The organism is Streptomyces sp. NPDC046759, from assembly GCF_040645475.1.
Taxonomy (GTDB): Bacteria; Actinomycetota; Actinomycetes; order Streptomycetales; family Streptomycetaceae; genus Streptomyces.
In genome coordinates this window covers 35,366-50,173 of sequence record NZ_JBEYYJ010000043.1, presented here as the reverse complement: position 1 = coordinate 50,173, position 14,808 = coordinate 35,366, and the positions used below count along the sequence as shown (strand labels likewise).

The window sequence follows — 14,808 nt, the reverse complement described above, 5'->3', positions numbered from 1 at the left end:
AAGATCGGCCAACCCCGTCGGCGTGGGCTGTCAGTGAGACAAAGTAGTCTTGAGCCCATGCCTGAACGCCGTACCGTCGCACTCGTCACTCTCGGCTGCGCCCGTAACGAGGTGGACTCGGAGGAGCTCGCAGGCCGTTTGGAGGCGGACGGCTGGCAGCTCGTCGAGGACGCCGCGGACGCGGACGTCGCCGTGGTCAACACCTGTGGTTTCGTCGAGGCAGCGAAGAAGGACTCCGTCGACGCCCTGCTCGAGGCCAACGACCTCAAGGATCATGGCAGAACCCAGGCCGTCGTGGCGGTGGGCTGCATGGCCGAGCGGTACGGCAAGGAGCTGGCCGAGGCGCTGCCCGAGGCCGACGGCGTGCTCGGTTTCGACGACTACGCGAACATCTCCGACCGCCTGCAGACCATCCTGTCCGGCGGAATCCACGCCTCCCACGCCCCGCGCGACCGCCGCAAGCTGCTGCCGATCAGCCCGGCCGAGCGGCAGGAATCGGCCGCGTCCGTGGCTCTGCCGGGACACGGCCCGGCCGACCTCCCGCAGGGCGTGGCGCCCGCCTCCGGCCCGCGCGCGCCCCTGCGCCGGCGCCTGGACGGCTCCCCGGTCGCCTCCGTCAAGCTGGCCTCCGGCTGCGACCGCCGCTGCTCCTTCTGCGCCATCCCGTCCTTCCGTGGCTCCTTCATCTCCCGCCGCCCGAGCGACGTGCTGAACGAGACCCGCTGGCTGGCCGAGCAGGGTGTCAAGGAGATCATGCTGGTCTCCGAGAACAACACCTCCTACGGCAAGGACCTCGGCGACATCCGCCTGCTGGAGTCCCTGCTGCCCGAGCTGGCCGAGGTCGACGGCATCGAGCGGGTGCGGGTGAGCTACCTGCAGCCGGCCGAGATGCGCCCGGGCCTGATCGACGTGCTGACCTCCACGCCGAAGGTCGTCCCGTACTTCGACCTGTCCTTCCAGCACTCCGCGCCGAACGTGCTGCGTGCCATGCGCCGCTTCGGCGACACCGACCGCTTCCTGGAGTTGCTCGACACCATCCGTTCCAAGGCGCCCGAGGCCGGTGTGCGCTCCAACTTCATCGTCGGCTTCCCCGGCGAGAGCGAGGCGGACCTGGCCGAGCTGGAGCGCTTCCTGAACGGCGCCCGCCTGGACGCCATCGGCGTCTTCGGCTACTCCGACGAGGAGGGCACGGAGGCGGCGACGTACGACGACAAGCTCGACGAGGACGTCGTCGCCGAGCGCCTGGCGCGGGTCTCCCGGCTGGCCGAGGAGCTGGTCTCGCAGCGCGCGGAGGACCGTGTCGGCGAAACGGTGCACGTCCTGGTCGAGTCCGTCGACGAGGAAGAGGGTGTGTACGGCCGCGCCGCGCACCAGGCGCCCGAGACCGACGGCCAGGTTCTGCTCACGAGCGGCGCGGGCTTGAGCACCGGACGTATGGTCGAGGCGAAGGTGGTCGGGACGGAAGGTGTCGACCTGGTGGCCGAGCCGCTGGCCGGCTCGCCCGCGTGTAGTGAGGAGGCGGGCAGATGACCGGAGTCCCGGCATCCGCCGCGGGCGGCTCCTCCGGCGCGCACGGCGCCACGGGTGCGGCTGCCGCTGCCGACGGCGCTCGGTCCGAGGTCTCCGGTTCTGCTCCAGGTCCCGGCAACGGCGGCAAGTCCGCGCGCGGCGGCAAGATCGCGGCCGTGGCCGTCAACCAGGCGAGCGTCTGGAACGTGGCCAATCTGCTGACCATGCTCCGGCTGGTCCTGGTGCCCGGCTTCGTCGTGCTGATGCTGGCGAACGGCGGCTACGACCCGGCCTGGCGCTCACTGGCCTGGGCGGCCTTCGCCGTCGCCATGATCACCGACCTGTTCGACGGGCATCTGGCGCGCACCTACAACCTGGTCACCGACTTCGGGAAGATCGCCGACCCCATCGCCGACAAGGCGATCATGGGGGCGGCGCTCATCTGTCTGTCGGCCCTGGGTGATCTGCCGTGGTGGGTGACCGCCGTGATCCTCGGCCGGGAACTCGGCATCACGCTGCTGCGTTTTCTGGTCATTCGCTATGGAGTGATCCCGGCCAGCCGCGGGGGCAAGCTCAAGACTCTCGTCCAGGGAGTGGCGGTCGGGATGTACGTCCTGGCGCTGACGGGATGGCTCGCCACTCTGCGGTTCTGGGTGATGGCCGCGGCGGTCGTCCTCACCGTCGTCACCGGCCTCGACTATGTGAGACAGGCCATTGTGCTGCGCAGGCAGGGAATCGCCGAGCGTGCGGCGGCGTTGGAGGAGAAGGAAGCGTGAGCTCACAGGCCACCGAACTGGTGCGACTACTGACCGTGAGGGGCGAGACCCTCGCCGTCGCCGAGTCGCTCACCGGTGGTCTGGTGGCGGCGGAGATCACCTCCGTCCCCGGGGCGTCCAAGGTGTTCCGGGGCTCGGTCACCGCCTACGCCACCGAGCTGAAGCACGAGCTGCTGGGCGTCGACGCCAACCTGCTGACGCAGCGGGGAGCGGTGGATCCGCAGGTCGCGGGTCAGATGGCGGCCGGCGTGCGGAAGGCTCTGGGAGCCGACTGGGGCGTCGCGACCACCGGGGTCGCAGGCCCCGAACCCCAGGACGGCAAGCCCGTCGGGACGGTGTTCGTGGCCGTCGACGGGCCGCTCACCGACCGTCCCGGTTCTGCCGGTGGCGGAAAAGTGGAAGCCCTGCGGTTGAACGGCAGCCGTGCGGAAATTCGTATGGAGAGTGTACGGAGCGTACTCGCAGTGCTCCTCGAGCAGCTTGCGGGCGAACAGACCGGTAATGGGCGGGCACAGGATACGGAACGGAACGGGGGGTTTTGATGTTTGCAGCCCTGAGTGAACACGACATCGCTCCCCGCACGGCCGCGGCGCGAGGCGGTACGGTGGGGCGAGAAGGATGCGGTTACGCGGTCCGAGGAGGGAGCCACCGATGATTCTGCTCCGTCGCCTGCTGGGTGACGTGCTGCGTCGGCAGCGCCAACGCCAGGGCCGTACTCTGCGCGAAGTCTCCTCGTCCGCCCGAGTCTCACTCGGCTATCTCTCCGAGGTGGAGCGGGGGCAGAAGGAGGCTTCCTCCGAGCTGCTCGCCGCCATCTGCGACGCGCTGGACGTACGGATGTCGGAACTCATGCGAGAGGTGAGCGACGAGCTGGCGCTCGCCGAGCTGGCCCAGTCCGCCACGGCCACCGAGCCCGTGCGCACGCCGGTCCGTCCGATGCTGGGGTCGGTGTCGGTGACCGGTGTGCCACCGGAACGGGTGACCATCAAGGCGCCCGCGGAGGCCGTGGGAGTGGCCGCCGCGTGAGTCTGGGCGCAGCCTGACGATCCGAGACGAGTGAAGCCCCGTCGGCTGTTCCAGGGAGACCTGGAGAGCCGGCCGGGGCTTCTTCCGTCGCAGGGGCCGGTATGCGTCCGTTTGCCGGGCTTGGGCGCTGCGGTCATGGTTGGGAGGGACATGAAGGCGCCGAGGCACCGGAGGAAGCGGATGTACGTCGTGAAGAGCCCGTTGGCCGACGCGGACCTGAGGACCGTGACCGAGGCGCTGCAGGGTGCCCTCGTCGACCTGGTGGACCTCTCGCTGGTCGCCAAGCAGATCCACTGGAACCTGGTCGGGCCCCGCTTCCGCTCCATCCACCTCCAGCTGGACGAGGTCGTCGCCTCCGCGCGCACCCACTCCGACACCGTGGCGGAACGGGCCTCGGCACTGGGCGTCCCGCCGGACGGACGTGCCGCCACGGTGGCCTCCGGCAGCGCCGTCAAGCCCACTCCGGCGGGCTGGATCAAGGACACCGACGCCGTCGGCACGATGGTGGAGGCGCTCGGTGCGGTGATCACCGGGATGCGGGAGCGGGTGGACGCCACCGGGGAGCCGGATCCGGTGTCCCAGGACCTCTTCATCGGGATCACGGCGGACCTGGAGAAGCATCACTGGATGTTCCAGGCGGAGAACGCGTAGGCGTGTTCGCCGGCGCCGGTGCCCTGGGCCGGGTGGTTGCCCTGTTGGACCGGGCGGTTGCCCTGTGAGCTGGTTCTCGTGCACCGGTGAGCCCACCGTGCGCCTCCCGCGGCGGGCGGGCGGCGGTCTAGCGTCCGGCAGGTGGTGGTGGCGGGCATGGTGGGGCGAATAGTGCGCTGGGCGTTCGGGCTGGGGCTCGGAGCCGTGTGGTGGTGGGCCGTGCTGCGGATCGCCCTCGGCCAGGGCGCGGGCGTGCTGGAGGCCGCCGTCGCGGCCGGCGGATGGGGGCTGAGCCTGCTGCCGGTGCACTGTGTGCCCCAGGGACGGGCGGCCGGGGCGGTGCGGACGGGGAGCTGGGTGATCGCATGGCGGGCTGGGGACGTCACCAGGGCATCGCCACACCCCCGTTCGGGCGGAGAATCTGACCCGTCGTGAACGCCGATGCGTCCGACGCCAGGTACAGCACCGCGTGCGCCACGTCGTCCGGCTCGCCGACCCGGCCCAGCGGCGCCATGCGGGCCATCACGCCCTCGGTGTGCGCCTGTGCCTCGCCGTCGTGGCGGTCGGTCATCGGAGTGCGGATCCAGCCCGGTGCGATCGCGTTGACCCGGATGCCGTGCCGCCCGACTTCCGTGGCCAGCGTCTTGGTCAGCTGGACCACAGCCGCCTTCGCGGCGCCGTAGCAGAGCAGCCCGGGACCGCCGGTGTCGACCGCGCCCGAGGCCATCGTGACGATGCTGCCCCGTGTGTCATGGGCCAGCATCCACCGGGCCGCCTCCTGGCAGGCGTGGAGCACCCCCTTGAAGTTGACGTTCAGCACCCGGTCGAGATCCTCCTCGCGGGTCTCCAGCACGGGGCTGCTGTGCATGATCCCGGCGATCGCCGCCATCACGTCCAGGCGTTCGCACGAGTGGACGGCCTCGGCGAGCCGGGCTCGGTCGGTGACGTCCAGGACGTGGGTACGGGCCGTGCCACCGCGTTTCTCGATCAGCTCGGCCGTGCCCTGCAGACCATCCGCGTCCCGGTCGGCACAGTGCACCGTCGCACCCGCCGCGGCGAGCAGGACGGCGGAGGCCCGGCCGATGCCGCCGGCGGCTCCGGTGACGAACGCGGTGCGCCCGGTGAGGTCGTACGCCGTGAGGGGCATGAAGCGACGGTACGAGCGTATCTGACGGCCCGTCAATTGGTTGGCGGCGCTGCTCCTTGCCGGGCGCCGTCGCGCCGCGTCAGGCGGTGCGGCGCGGATAGCGGTCCCGCCAGCGCTGCGGTGAGCCGGGCGCGGGGGCAGGGCCCGTCTGGCAGGTGGGGCACCAGTAGGTGGGGCGTTCCTGGGATCCGTCGCCCTGGTCGGCCACCCGGACCGGGGTGTGACAGCGCAGGCACGGGCGGGGCGCGCGACCGTACACGAACAGGTCGTGGCGGTGCAGGCCCGTGGTCTGGCGGACCGGGCGGTCGCGGTTCGCCTCCAGCAGTCTCTTGGCGAGCGCGGGCAGCTGCGCGGCGCGGTCCGCGGGCAGCGCGCCGACCGGCAGCCAGGGGGTCACACCCAGCAGGAAGCACATCTCGCTCTTGTAGATGTTGCCGATACCAGCGAGATTGCGCTGGTCGAGCAGGGCCTCGCCGAGCGGGCGAGCGGGGTCGGCGAGGACGTTGGCGAGGGCGCGCGCGGGGTCCCAGTCCGGGCCGAGCAGGTCGGGGCCGAGATGGCCGACGACCCGCTCCTCCTCGTGCGTGCGCAGCAGTTCCAGGACCTGAAGGCGGTAGCCCACGGCCGTGCGGTCGGCGGTGGCGAGGACGGCGCGGATCTGGTGTGCCGGGCCACCGCGCCAGCGCTCGCCGGTGCCGTACACCTTCCACGCGCCCTCCATCCGCAGATGGGTGTGGAGGGTCAGTCCGCCCTCGAAGCGGGTGAGCAGGTGTTTGCCCCGCGGGATCGTACCGAGCACCGTACGGCCCGCGAGGTCGACCGTCGCGTACTTCGGCACCCGGAAGTCGCTGCGGATCAGCGCCTTGCCCGCGAGGGCCTCGTGCAGCCGTCTCGCGGCCTGCCAGACCGTGTCACCTTCGGGCATGCGTCAAGAGTGCCATGGGGGGCGCGACGGGCGGAGGACAGCGGTTGCGGGGTGCAGCGGGGCGCGGAGGGTGGTGGCGGCGGGGTGCACGCGCTCAGGCTCTCAGACGCAGGCCACGGGGTGTGGCCACGAATCCCGCCGCCTCCAGCAGGGCGCCCATCGGCGAGGTCAGGGCCTGGGCGCCGTTGATCCGCTCGACCGTGACCGTGCCGAGGGAGCCCGCGCGGGCCGCCGCGGCCAGGGCCTCGGCGGCCGTGCGGAGGCGGGGATCGTCCGGGGCCGGGGTGTCCGGGGCGGCGGGCCAGGCCAGCAGCGTCTTGCCGCCGCGCTCCATGTACAGCGTCAGCTCACCCTCCACCAGGACGACCAGCGAGCCCGCCTTGCGGCCCGGCTTGTGCCCCGCCCCGGTCGGGGGCTCGGGCCAGGAGAGCGCCGCACCGTAGGCATTGGCGGGGTCGGCCGCGGCGAGGACCACGGCACGGGGGTCGGGTGAGGACGTGCCCGTACGACCGCTGCCGTACCTGCGGCTCGCCGGTGCGCCATAGGTGCCTGCCCCGCCTCCTCGCGGACCGCCGTAGCCGGGGGAGGCGAAGGGGTCGGCGAGGTCGCGGGGCGAGACGTAGTCGCCGGGGGAGGGCGCGGGGTCTGCCGGGGGCCAGGTGAAGTCGCCGTCGAGGCCGGGGTGTGCGAAACCGCCGTCCGACCCGTCGAAGGCACCGGGCAGCGGGTGTCCGTGGGGTGCACCGTCGCCTCCTGCGAAGTCGCTCGCGAAGTCGTTCGGGAACGCCGGCGCGGTGAAGTCGTCCGAGGGGCCCGGGAAGCCGCTCCGGGTGGCCGGCGCGGTCAGGGCCTCACCGCGCTCGCGGGCGTTGGACACCGCGCGGAGGCGGTCCACCGCCCCGTCCATGGCGAACTGGGCCGCGCCCAGGCCCTCGACCACATAGCCGCGCCGCGCCTGGCCGCTCTCCTCGAACGCGGACAGCACGCGGTACACCGCCGAGAAACCACCCTCGATGCCCTCCGCGGCGACCGCCCCGCGGGTGACCACGCCGTGCCGGTCCAGGAGGGTGCGCGCCAGCGCGTGGGCACGCACGGTGGCGTCCGCTTCGGCCGCGGGGAGCAGCGACCAGCGGCCGGCCACGGTCGGCGGGCCCGTGCGGGACGCGGTGCGCGCGGCGGCCGTCAGGGAACCGTAGCGCCCGCGTGGGACGGCACGCTTGGCTCGGTGGGCGGTCGAACCCGCCGTACGGCCCGAGCCCAGAAGGGAGCGCATCGGCGCGAGGGTGTCGTTGGTGAGCCGGCCCGACCAGGCCAAATCCCAGAGCGCGTCGGCCAGATGAGGGTCGGTGACGTCCGGGTGGGTGGTGGCACGGACCTGGTCGGCGATCTGGCGGAAGAACAGGCCGTAGCCGCCGGAGAGCGCGTCCAGGACGGACTGGTGGAGCGCGGTCAGCTCCAGGGGATGCGGCGGCGGGAGCAGCAGGGGTGCGGCGTCCGCCAGATAGAGCGAGACCCAGCCGTCCTTGCCGGGCAGGGCACCCGCGCCGGCCCACACCACTTCTCCGGCGGCGGTCAGCTCGTCGAGCATCGAGGGCGTGTAGTTCGCCACCCGGGAGGGCAGGACCAGTTTCTCCAGTGCGGAGGCGGGGACGGAGGCGCCCTGCAACTGCTCGACGGCGCGCACCAGCCCGTCGATGCCACGCAGCCCGTGCCCCTTTCCGATGTGCTGCCACTGCGGCAGGAACTGGGCGAGCGCAGCGGGAGCCACCGGCTCCAGCTCGTGCCGCAGGGCCGCCAGGGAACGACGGCGCAGACGGCGCAGTACGGCCGCGTCGCACCACTCCTGGCCGATGCCCGCAGGGTGGAACTCGCCCTGGACGACCCGGCCGTTCGCGGAAAGCCGTTGCAGGGCGCCCTCGGTGACCGCGACGCCCAGGCCGAAGCGGGCCGCCGCGGTGGCCGACGTGAACGGACCGTGCGTACGGGCCCAACGGGCCAGGAGATCGCCCAGCGGGTCCTTGACCGGCTCGGTGAAGGCCTCGGGGACGCCGACCGGCAGGGCCGTGCCGAGCGCGTCGCGCAGCCGGCCCGCGTCCTCGACCGCCGCCCAGTGGTCGGTGCCGGCGATCCGGACCTTGATGGCCCGGCGCGCGCCGGCCAGCTCGCGCGCCCACTGCGCATCCGCGCCCCGCGCGACCAGTTCGGCATCGGTGAGCGGGCCGAGCAGCCGGAGCACATCGGCCACGCCCTCCACGTCCTTGACCCGTCGGTCGTCGGTGAGCCACTGCAGCTCGCGCTCCAGCTCGGTGAGCACCTCGGCGTCGAGCAGTTCGCGCAGCTCCGCCTGGCCCAGCAGCTCCGCCAGCAGTCGGGAGTCCAGGGACAGCGCGGCGGCGCGGCGCTCGGCCAGCGGGGAGTCGCCCTCGTACAGGAACTGCGCGACGTACCCGAACAGGAGCGAGCGGGCGAACGGGGACGGCTCCGGGGTGGTGACCTCGACCAGGCGGACCTTGCGGGACTCGATGTCGCCCATCAGCTCGACGAGCCCCGGGACGTCGAAGACGTCCTGGAGGCACTCGCGGACCGCCTCAAGGACGATCGGGAACGAGCCGAACTCGCTCGCCACCTGCAGCAGTTGGGCCGCACGCTGGCGCTGCTGCCACAGCGGGGTGCGCTTGCCGGGATTGCGGCGCGGCAGCAGCAGCGCGCGGGCGGCGCACTCGCGGAACCGGGAGGCGAACAGGGCGGAGCCGCCGACCTGGTCGGTGACCATCTGGTCGACCTCGCCCTTGTCGAAGGCGACGTCGGCCGCGCCGACGGGTGCCTGGTCGCTGTCGTACTCCGTGCCGGTCTTCACAGGTTCCTGGTCGAGCAGGTCCAGGCCCATCAGGTCGGCGTCGGGAAGGCGCAGCACGATGCCGTCGTCGGCATGCATGACCTGGGCGTCCATGCCGTACCGCTCGGACAGGCGGGCGCCGAGCGCGAGGGCCCAGGGGGCGTGGACCTGGGCGCCGAAGGGGGAGTGGACGACGACCCGCCAGTCGCCCAGCTCGTCACGGAAGCGCTCCACGACGATCGTGCGGTCGTCCGGGACGTGGCCGCAGGCCTCGCGCTGCTCGTCCAGGTACGACAGGACGTTGTCCGCCGCCCAGGCGTCGAGCCCCGCCGCCAGCAGGCGCAACCGGGCGTCGTCCTTGGTCAGGGAGCCGACCTCGCGCAGGAACGCGCCCACCGCGCGGCCCAGTTCCAGTGGGCGTCCCAGCTGGTCGCCCTTCCAGAAGGGGAGCCGGCCCGGCACCCCGGGCGCGGGGGAGACCAGGACCCGGTCGCGCGTGATGTCCTCGATGCGCCAGGAACTCGTGCCCAGGGTGAAGACGTCGCCGACACGCGACTCGTACACCATCTCCTCGTCCAGCTCGCCGACCCGGCCGCCGCCCTTCTTCGGGTCGGAACCGGCGAGGAAGACCCCGAACAGGCCGCGGTCGGGGATCGTGCCGCCGGAGGTGACGGCAAGGCGCTGGGCCCCCGGACGGCCGGTGATCGTGCCGGCCACGCGGTCCCACACCACGCGCGGGCGCAGCTCGGCGAACGCGTCGGACGGGTAACGGCCCGCGAGCATGTCCAGGACCGCCGTGAACGCCGACTCCGGGAGCGAGGCGAAGGGGGCCGCACGGCGGACCATGGCGAGGAGGTCGTCGAACTGCCAGGTGTCCAGGGCCGTCATCGCCACCAGCTGCTGTGCGAGGACGTCCAGCGGATTCGCGGGCACCTTCAGTGACTCGATCGAGCCCGACCGCATCCGCTCGGTGACCACGGCCGCCTGCACCAGATCGCCCCGGTACTTGGGGAAGACCACACCCGTGGAGACGGCGCCCACCTGGTGCCCCGCGCGGCCGACGCGCTGGAGTCCGGAGGCGACCGAGGGCGGGGACTCCACCTGGACGACGAGGTCGACGGCGCCCATGTCGATGCCGAGTTCGAGGCTGGACGTGGCGACCACGGCCGGCAGCCGGCCCGCCTTCAGGTCCTCCTCGACCAGGGCGCGCTGTTCCTTGGAGACCGAGCCGTGGTGCGCGCGGGCGATCACCGGTGGTGCGCCCTGCGCCGCGCCCGAGCCGCCCATCAGCTGCGCCGGGGAGTGGTGCTCCTCCAGGGTCTCGCCGGTCGCCCGCTCGTAGGCGATCTCGTTGAGCCGGTTGCACAGCCGCTCGGCGAGGCGGCGGGAGTTGGCGAACACGATCGTGGAGCGGTGGGACTGGACCAGGTCGGCGATCCGCTCCTCCACATGCGGCCAGATCGACGGCCGCTCCCCGCCTTCGGCCGCGTCCGCCGCCGGGGAGCCGCCCAGCTCGCCCATGTCCTCGACCGGTACGACCACGGACAGGTCGAACTCCTTGCCGGACTCCGGCTGGACGATCTCCGCCTTGCGGCGCGGGGAGAGATACCGGGCCACCTCGTCCACCGGACGGACGGTCGCCGACAGGCCGATCCGGCGGGCCGGCTTCGGCAGCAGCTCGTCGAGCCGCTCCAGGGAGAGCGCCAGATGGGCGCCGCGCTTGGTGCCCGCGACCGCGTGCACCTCGTCCAGGATCACGGTCTCCACGCCCGTCAGCGCGTCCCGCGTGGCCGAGGTCAGCATGAGGAACAGCGACTCGGGTGTGGTGATCAGGATGTCCGGCGGGCGGGTCGACAGGGCGCGCCGCTCGGCCGCCGGGGTGTCACCGGAGCGGATGCCGACCCGCACCTCGGGCTCGGGCAGGCCCAGGCGCACGGACTCCTGGCGGATGCCGGTCAGCGGGCTGCGGAGGTTGCGCTCGACGTCGACCGCGAGGGCCTTCAGCGGGGACACGTAGAGCACCCGGCAGCGCTTCTTCGGGTCGGCCGGCGGCGGGACCGAGGCCAACTGGTCCAGGGCGGCGAGGAAGGCGGCCAGCGTCTTGCCCGAGCCGGTCGGGGCCACCACCAGCACGTCCGAGCCCGCGCCGATGGCCTGCCACGCGCCGGCCTGGGCCGCGGTGGGCGCGGAGAACGCCCCCGTGAACCAGCCGCGGGTCGCGGGTGAGAAGCCGTCGAGGGCTCGGTGTGCGGAGCTGACCATGCGTCCATCCTGCACCCGGCCACTGACAATCGAGCTGACCTGGGCAAACGTCGTCCGGGGCGGGATGGGAGGGAGCCGGTGGCGGGCGGCGGGGCTGAGAATGGACGTATGGCGGGTGGAGCTCGGCGGGGTGAGGAGCGGACGGATGCGGGAGCGCGTCGTCCGGTGGAACGTGCGCGTCACTGGCGGTACCCGGACCTGCCGGGCGTGGACCTGCTGCGGGCCAGGTACGTCCACAAGACCTTCGTCCGGCACACCCACGAGCACTTCGTGATCGCTGCCATAGACGACGGTGTCGAGGTCTTCCACCACCGCGGCTCCGACGTGTACGTACCCGCCGGGGCCCTCGCCCTGGTCAACCCGGACACCGCGCACACCGGCCGGGCCGGCGTCCCCGAGGGCTGGCGCTACGGCGCGGTCTACCCCTCGCCCGAGGTGGTCGCCGCGATCGCGGCCGAGACCACCACCATCCGCGGCACGCCTGGTTTCGTCAGCCCCGTCCTCGACGACCCCTACACCGTCCGCCTGGTCCACCAGGTGCTCCGCGCCGCCGACGAGGGCAACGCGCTGGCCGCCGACACCCTGCTGCGGGTCGCCGTGACCCGGTTGCTGCGGCTGAACGGCGGCCCGCTGCCCCAGCGGCCGGTCCGCACCGCCGGAGCCGGCATCGCGGCACGCGCGCGTACCGTGCTGGACGATCGGATGGCCGAGCCGCCCAGCCTGGAACGGCTGGCCACGGACCTCGGCACCAGCCCGTTCGCGCTGTTGCGGGCGTTCCGTGACGCCTACGGCATGCCGCCGCACGCCTGGCTGACCGACGCCCGCGTGCGCCGCGCGCGACAGCTGCTGGACGGGGGCTCGCCTCCCGCCGAGGCGGCCGTGGCCGTCGGCTTCACCGACCAGCCCCACCTCAACCGGCACTTCACCCGCATCGTCGGCGTGACCCCGGGGGCCTACCAGCGCGAACGCAGGAACCCAGCCGGAACGTGACCGAGGCGAGGCGGTACGCAGGCGCGGGCGCAAGAACGTACAAGACCCGGGCCGAGCGGCGCCCGTACCGTCCGCGGTGTGGCACAACAGACAGCACTCGCGGACATGACCGCCGACGGCGCGGACAAACCCGATCGGGCCGTCGTACGGGACGCCCTCGGAGTCGGCGTCGCCGTGGGCCTGTCCGGATTCGCCTTCGGGGTGACCTCGGCCGGCAGCGGGCTCGGACTGCTGCAGACCTGCGCGCTCAGCCTCCTGGTCTTCACCGGCGCCTCCCAGTTCGCCCTCGTCGGAGCGCTCGCCGCCGGGGGCAATCCGTTCACGGCGGCCGCCGGCGCCTTCTTCCTCGGCGTGCGCAACGCCTTCTACGGGCTGCGGCTGTCGCAGCTGCTCGCCCTCCCGCGCGCGGTACGGCCGTTCGCCGCCCAGTGGGTGATCGACGAGACCACGGCGGTCACCCTGGCACAGCCGACCCGGCGCGCCCGGCGCATCGGCTTCACCGTCACCGGCCTCACCCTCTACGCGCTCTGGAACCTCACCACGCTGCTCGGCGCGCTCGGTGCCAAGGCCCTCGGCGACACGCGCGCGTGGGGCCTCGACGCGGCCGGGCCCGCCGTGTTCCTGGCGCTGCTCGCCCCGATGCTGAGAACGAGCACCGAGCGAGCGGTCGCGGGCCTGGCGGTCCTGCTGGGGCTCGGTCTGCTGCCCGTTCTGCCGGCCGGCGCTCCGGTCCTGGTGGCGGCCCTGGCGGCGCCGATGGCCCTGGTGGCCGAGGGGCGACTCGGGCGACAGAGCCGATCCGACGTGCCACCGGGACCGGTCCGGACGGGGGGACCGGCTCGGCGAAGGGGATCGGAGGGACCGAAAGCGTCGGATGGATCGGATGGATCGGAAGCAGTGGACCGGGTTGACCGGGTTGACCGAGTCGACCCGGTCAATGGATGGGACGGCGGCGCCGTGACGGAGGAGGGGCGATGAACACCTGGATCGCGATCGGCTTGACCGCCGTCGGCTGCTACGCCGTCAAGCTGGCCGGACTGCTGGTGCCCGCGGGTGTCGTGGAGCGCCCGTTCGTACGGCGGCTCGCCGCCCTGCTGCCGGTCGCCCTCCTCGCCGCGCTCACGGCTGAGCAGACGTTCGCCGACGGGCACGCGCTCGTGCTGGACGCACGGGTCGCCGGACTCGGCGCGGCCGCCGTGGCGCTCGTGCTGCGCGCGCCGTTCCTGGTGGTGGTCGCGGCGGCCGTAGGGGTGACGGCGGGCGTACGGGCTCTCGGGGGGTGACGCGGAACCTGCGGGCCGACACGGCTCACGCGGGCGGGACCGCGCGCTAACCGGTCGGCCCGGTCGCCGGGCGGGGCCTGATCGGCCGCCGCACCGCACCGGCTCAGCCGACGAAGCGGCCGTACGCCCGCAGGGTGCGCAGCGCGTCGATCGTCACCAGGGGGCGTGACTCCAGTGCGGCCGCCGGCGCCCACTGGCGCCACCGGATCGGCCAGCCGCCGTCCTCCTGCTGCTCGGCGGCCAGGTGGTCCAGGGAGCGTGCCATCTCGTCGTCCGTGAACCACGCGCGCGCCAGTGACTCCGGGCTCCTGGCGAAGTCGTGCGGGAAGTGGTGCTCGCCCGGGGCATAGCCGGACGCGACCGGAAACGAGTCGAGCCGCTGCGGGTCCAGGGCGGCGAGCCGCTGCTCGCGCACCAGGCGGCCGAGCCGGTCCGCGGCGGCCTCCGCCCGTGAGCGGTCGGGAGCGGCGTCCAGGAAGGCCACGGCGGCCTCCACCTCGTAGGGGTGGGACTTCTCCAGCGACTCCACGGCCTGCCAGCAGAAGTCGGTGGCCCGGAACAGCCAGGCGTGCCACACCTCGTTGCGGTGCAGCAGCCCGACGATTGGTCCGGTGGCGAGCAGATCGCTGGGAGGGTCGTCGACGACCGGGACGAAGGGCGCCACCGGATATCCCCGCTGGCTGGGATGGATCGCCGGGAGGGCGCCGTCCGCGGTCGAGATCGAGGTCAGATAGCGGCACACGCGCTCGACCCGCTGTCCGCCGCAGCGCCCTAGGGCGTCCAGGACGCGCAGCGCGTGCGCGGTGTGCAGAGGCTGGCTCACGGGGCCACGGAGATCGGGCTCCAGCGCGTGCCCGTACCCACCGTCCTCGTTGCGGTAGGCGTCCAGTGCCGCTTCCACCGCGTCCGGGGCGCCGTGCAGGAAGTGGTACGCGAAGAGTCGCTGCTCCAGTACGCGCGCGGTGAGCCACACGAACTGCTCGGCGCGGAAGAGCGGGGAGCGCGCCGACGGCGGGGAGGGGAGTGAGGAAGCTCCTGTTTCGGCCATGCGTCAGACCGTAGGACGGAAAGCGGTCTCGGCAAGCGCTCACGGCCGGGACCCACCCCCGGGCGCGGGATACTGGAGTCATGCGGTTGACGGTCTTCTGGCAGCGGATGGCGGAACACTTCGGTCCGGGGTACGCCGACACCTTCGCGCGCGATCACGTCATGTCGGATCTGGGCGGACGTACGGTGAACGAGGCGCTGGACGCCGGCTGGGCCGCGAAGGACGTGTGGCGTGTGGTCTGCACGGTCATGGACGTGCCGGGCGAGCGGCGCTGAGACGCCGAGCCACCGAGCTGCTCGGTGAAATGCCCGGATTGTCCGTGAAGGGCTCGACCGCACGGCACCGATCGGTCACG

14 protein-coding genes are annotated in these 14,808 nt (G+C 72.9%); 10 read left to right on the top strand and 4 right to left on the bottom strand.

What is annotated here, in order from left to right:
• Positions 1-57 precede the first annotated feature (57 nt).
• From rimO to ABZ919_RS37985, 6 genes are all read left to right on the top strand, one after another.
• Complete coding sequence (gene rimO, locus ABZ919_RS38010; protein WP_361257745.1) at positions 58-1,530, top strand: 30S ribosomal protein S12 methylthiotransferase RimO; 1,473 nt, start codon at positions 58-60, stop codon at positions 1,528-1,530.
• Positions 1,527-2,285, top strand: coding sequence for a CDP-diacylglycerol--glycerol-3-phosphate 3-phosphatidyltransferase (gene pgsA / locus ABZ919_RS38005; protein WP_361257742.1), 759 nt, complete (start codon positions 1,527-1,529; stop codon positions 2,283-2,285). The genes rimO and pgsA overlap by 4 nt, the downstream gene beginning before the upstream one ends.
• Positions 2,282-2,827 carry a CinA family protein gene (locus ABZ919_RS38000; protein WP_361257738.1) on the top strand — a complete coding sequence of 182 codons (546 nt, stop codon included), beginning with the start codon at positions 2,282-2,284 and terminating at the stop codon, positions 2,825-2,827. The genes pgsA and ABZ919_RS38000 overlap by 4 nt, the downstream gene beginning before the upstream one ends.
• Positions 2,828-2,936: 109 nt before the next feature.
• Positions 2,937-3,311 (top strand): helix-turn-helix transcriptional regulator, encoded by a 375-nt coding sequence (locus ABZ919_RS37995; RefSeq protein ID WP_361257735.1) that lies wholly within the window; start codon positions 2,937-2,939, stop codon positions 3,309-3,311.
• A 180-nt stretch (positions 3,312-3,491) separates the two neighbouring features.
• Positions 3,492-3,962: a DNA starvation/stationary phase protection protein gene (locus tag ABZ919_RS37990; RefSeq protein ID WP_361257732.1), complete on the top strand. Its 471-nt coding sequence runs from the start codon at positions 3,492-3,494 to the stop codon at positions 3,960-3,962.
• 156 nt (positions 3,963-4,118) lie between these two features.
• Positions 4,119-4,397, top strand: coding sequence for a hypothetical protein (locus ABZ919_RS37985; RefSeq protein WP_361257729.1), 279 nt, complete (start codon positions 4,119-4,121; stop codon positions 4,395-4,397).
• Here ABZ919_RS37985 and ABZ919_RS37980 read toward each other — a convergent pair.
• The 3 genes from ABZ919_RS37980 to ABZ919_RS37970 all read right to left on the bottom strand — a co-directional run bounded on the left by ABZ919_RS37980 (position 4,345) and on the right by ABZ919_RS37970 (position 11,132).
• Positions 4,345-5,109 (bottom strand): SDR family NAD(P)-dependent oxidoreductase, encoded by a 765-nt coding sequence (locus ABZ919_RS37980; protein ID WP_361257726.1) that lies wholly within the window; start codon positions 5,107-5,109, stop codon positions 4,345-4,347. The two genes, ABZ919_RS37985 and ABZ919_RS37980, sit on opposite strands and share 53 nt — an antisense overlap.
• A 79-nt stretch (positions 5,110-5,188) precedes the next feature.
• The gene (locus tag ABZ919_RS37975) at positions 5,189-6,034 is read right to left on the bottom strand and encodes a DNA-formamidopyrimidine glycosylase family protein (protein ID WP_361257723.1); all 846 of its coding nucleotides are present in this window, start codon (positions 6,032-6,034) and stop codon (positions 5,189-5,191) included.
• Between the two features lie 94 nt (positions 6,035-6,128).
• A complete protein-coding gene (locus ABZ919_RS37970; protein WP_361257720.1) occupies positions 6,129-11,132 on the bottom strand; it encodes an ATP-dependent helicase in 5,004 nt (1,667 codons plus the stop codon).
• A 108-nt stretch (positions 11,133-11,240) separates the two neighbouring features.
• Between ABZ919_RS37970 and ABZ919_RS37965 the strand changes: the two genes are divergently transcribed.
• The 3 genes from ABZ919_RS37965 to ABZ919_RS37955 all read left to right on the top strand — a co-directional run bounded on the left by ABZ919_RS37965 (position 11,241) and on the right by ABZ919_RS37955 (position 13,405).
• A complete protein-coding gene (locus tag ABZ919_RS37965; protein ID WP_361257717.1) occupies positions 11,241-12,122 on the top strand; it encodes an AraC family transcriptional regulator in 882 nt (293 codons plus the stop codon).
• Positions 12,123-12,227: 105 nt separating this feature from the next.
• A complete protein-coding gene (locus tag ABZ919_RS37960) occupies positions 12,228-13,100 on the top strand; it encodes an AzlC family ABC transporter permease (protein WP_361257766.1) in 873 nt (290 codons plus the stop codon).
• Positions 13,097-13,405, top strand: coding sequence for an AzlD domain-containing protein (locus ABZ919_RS37955; protein WP_361257714.1), 309 nt, complete (start codon positions 13,097-13,099; stop codon positions 13,403-13,405). Before ABZ919_RS37960 ends, ABZ919_RS37955 begins: the two co-directional genes overlap by 4 nt.
• 103 nt (positions 13,406-13,508) lie before the next feature.
• On the opposite strand, the gene ABZ919_RS37950 is transcribed toward ABZ919_RS37955, so the two are convergent.
• The gene (locus ABZ919_RS37950) at positions 13,509-14,453 is read right to left on the bottom strand and encodes a hypothetical protein (RefSeq protein WP_361257711.1); all 945 of its coding nucleotides are present in this window, start codon (positions 14,451-14,453) and stop codon (positions 13,509-13,511) included.
• An 80-nt stretch (positions 14,454-14,533) separates the two neighbouring features.
• On the opposite strand from ABZ919_RS37950, the gene ABZ919_RS37945 reads away from it, so the two are divergent.
• Positions 14,534-14,728, top strand: coding sequence for a DUF3046 domain-containing protein (locus ABZ919_RS37945; RefSeq protein WP_361257708.1), 195 nt, complete (start codon positions 14,534-14,536; stop codon positions 14,726-14,728).
• Positions 14,729-14,808 lie beyond the last annotated feature (80 nt).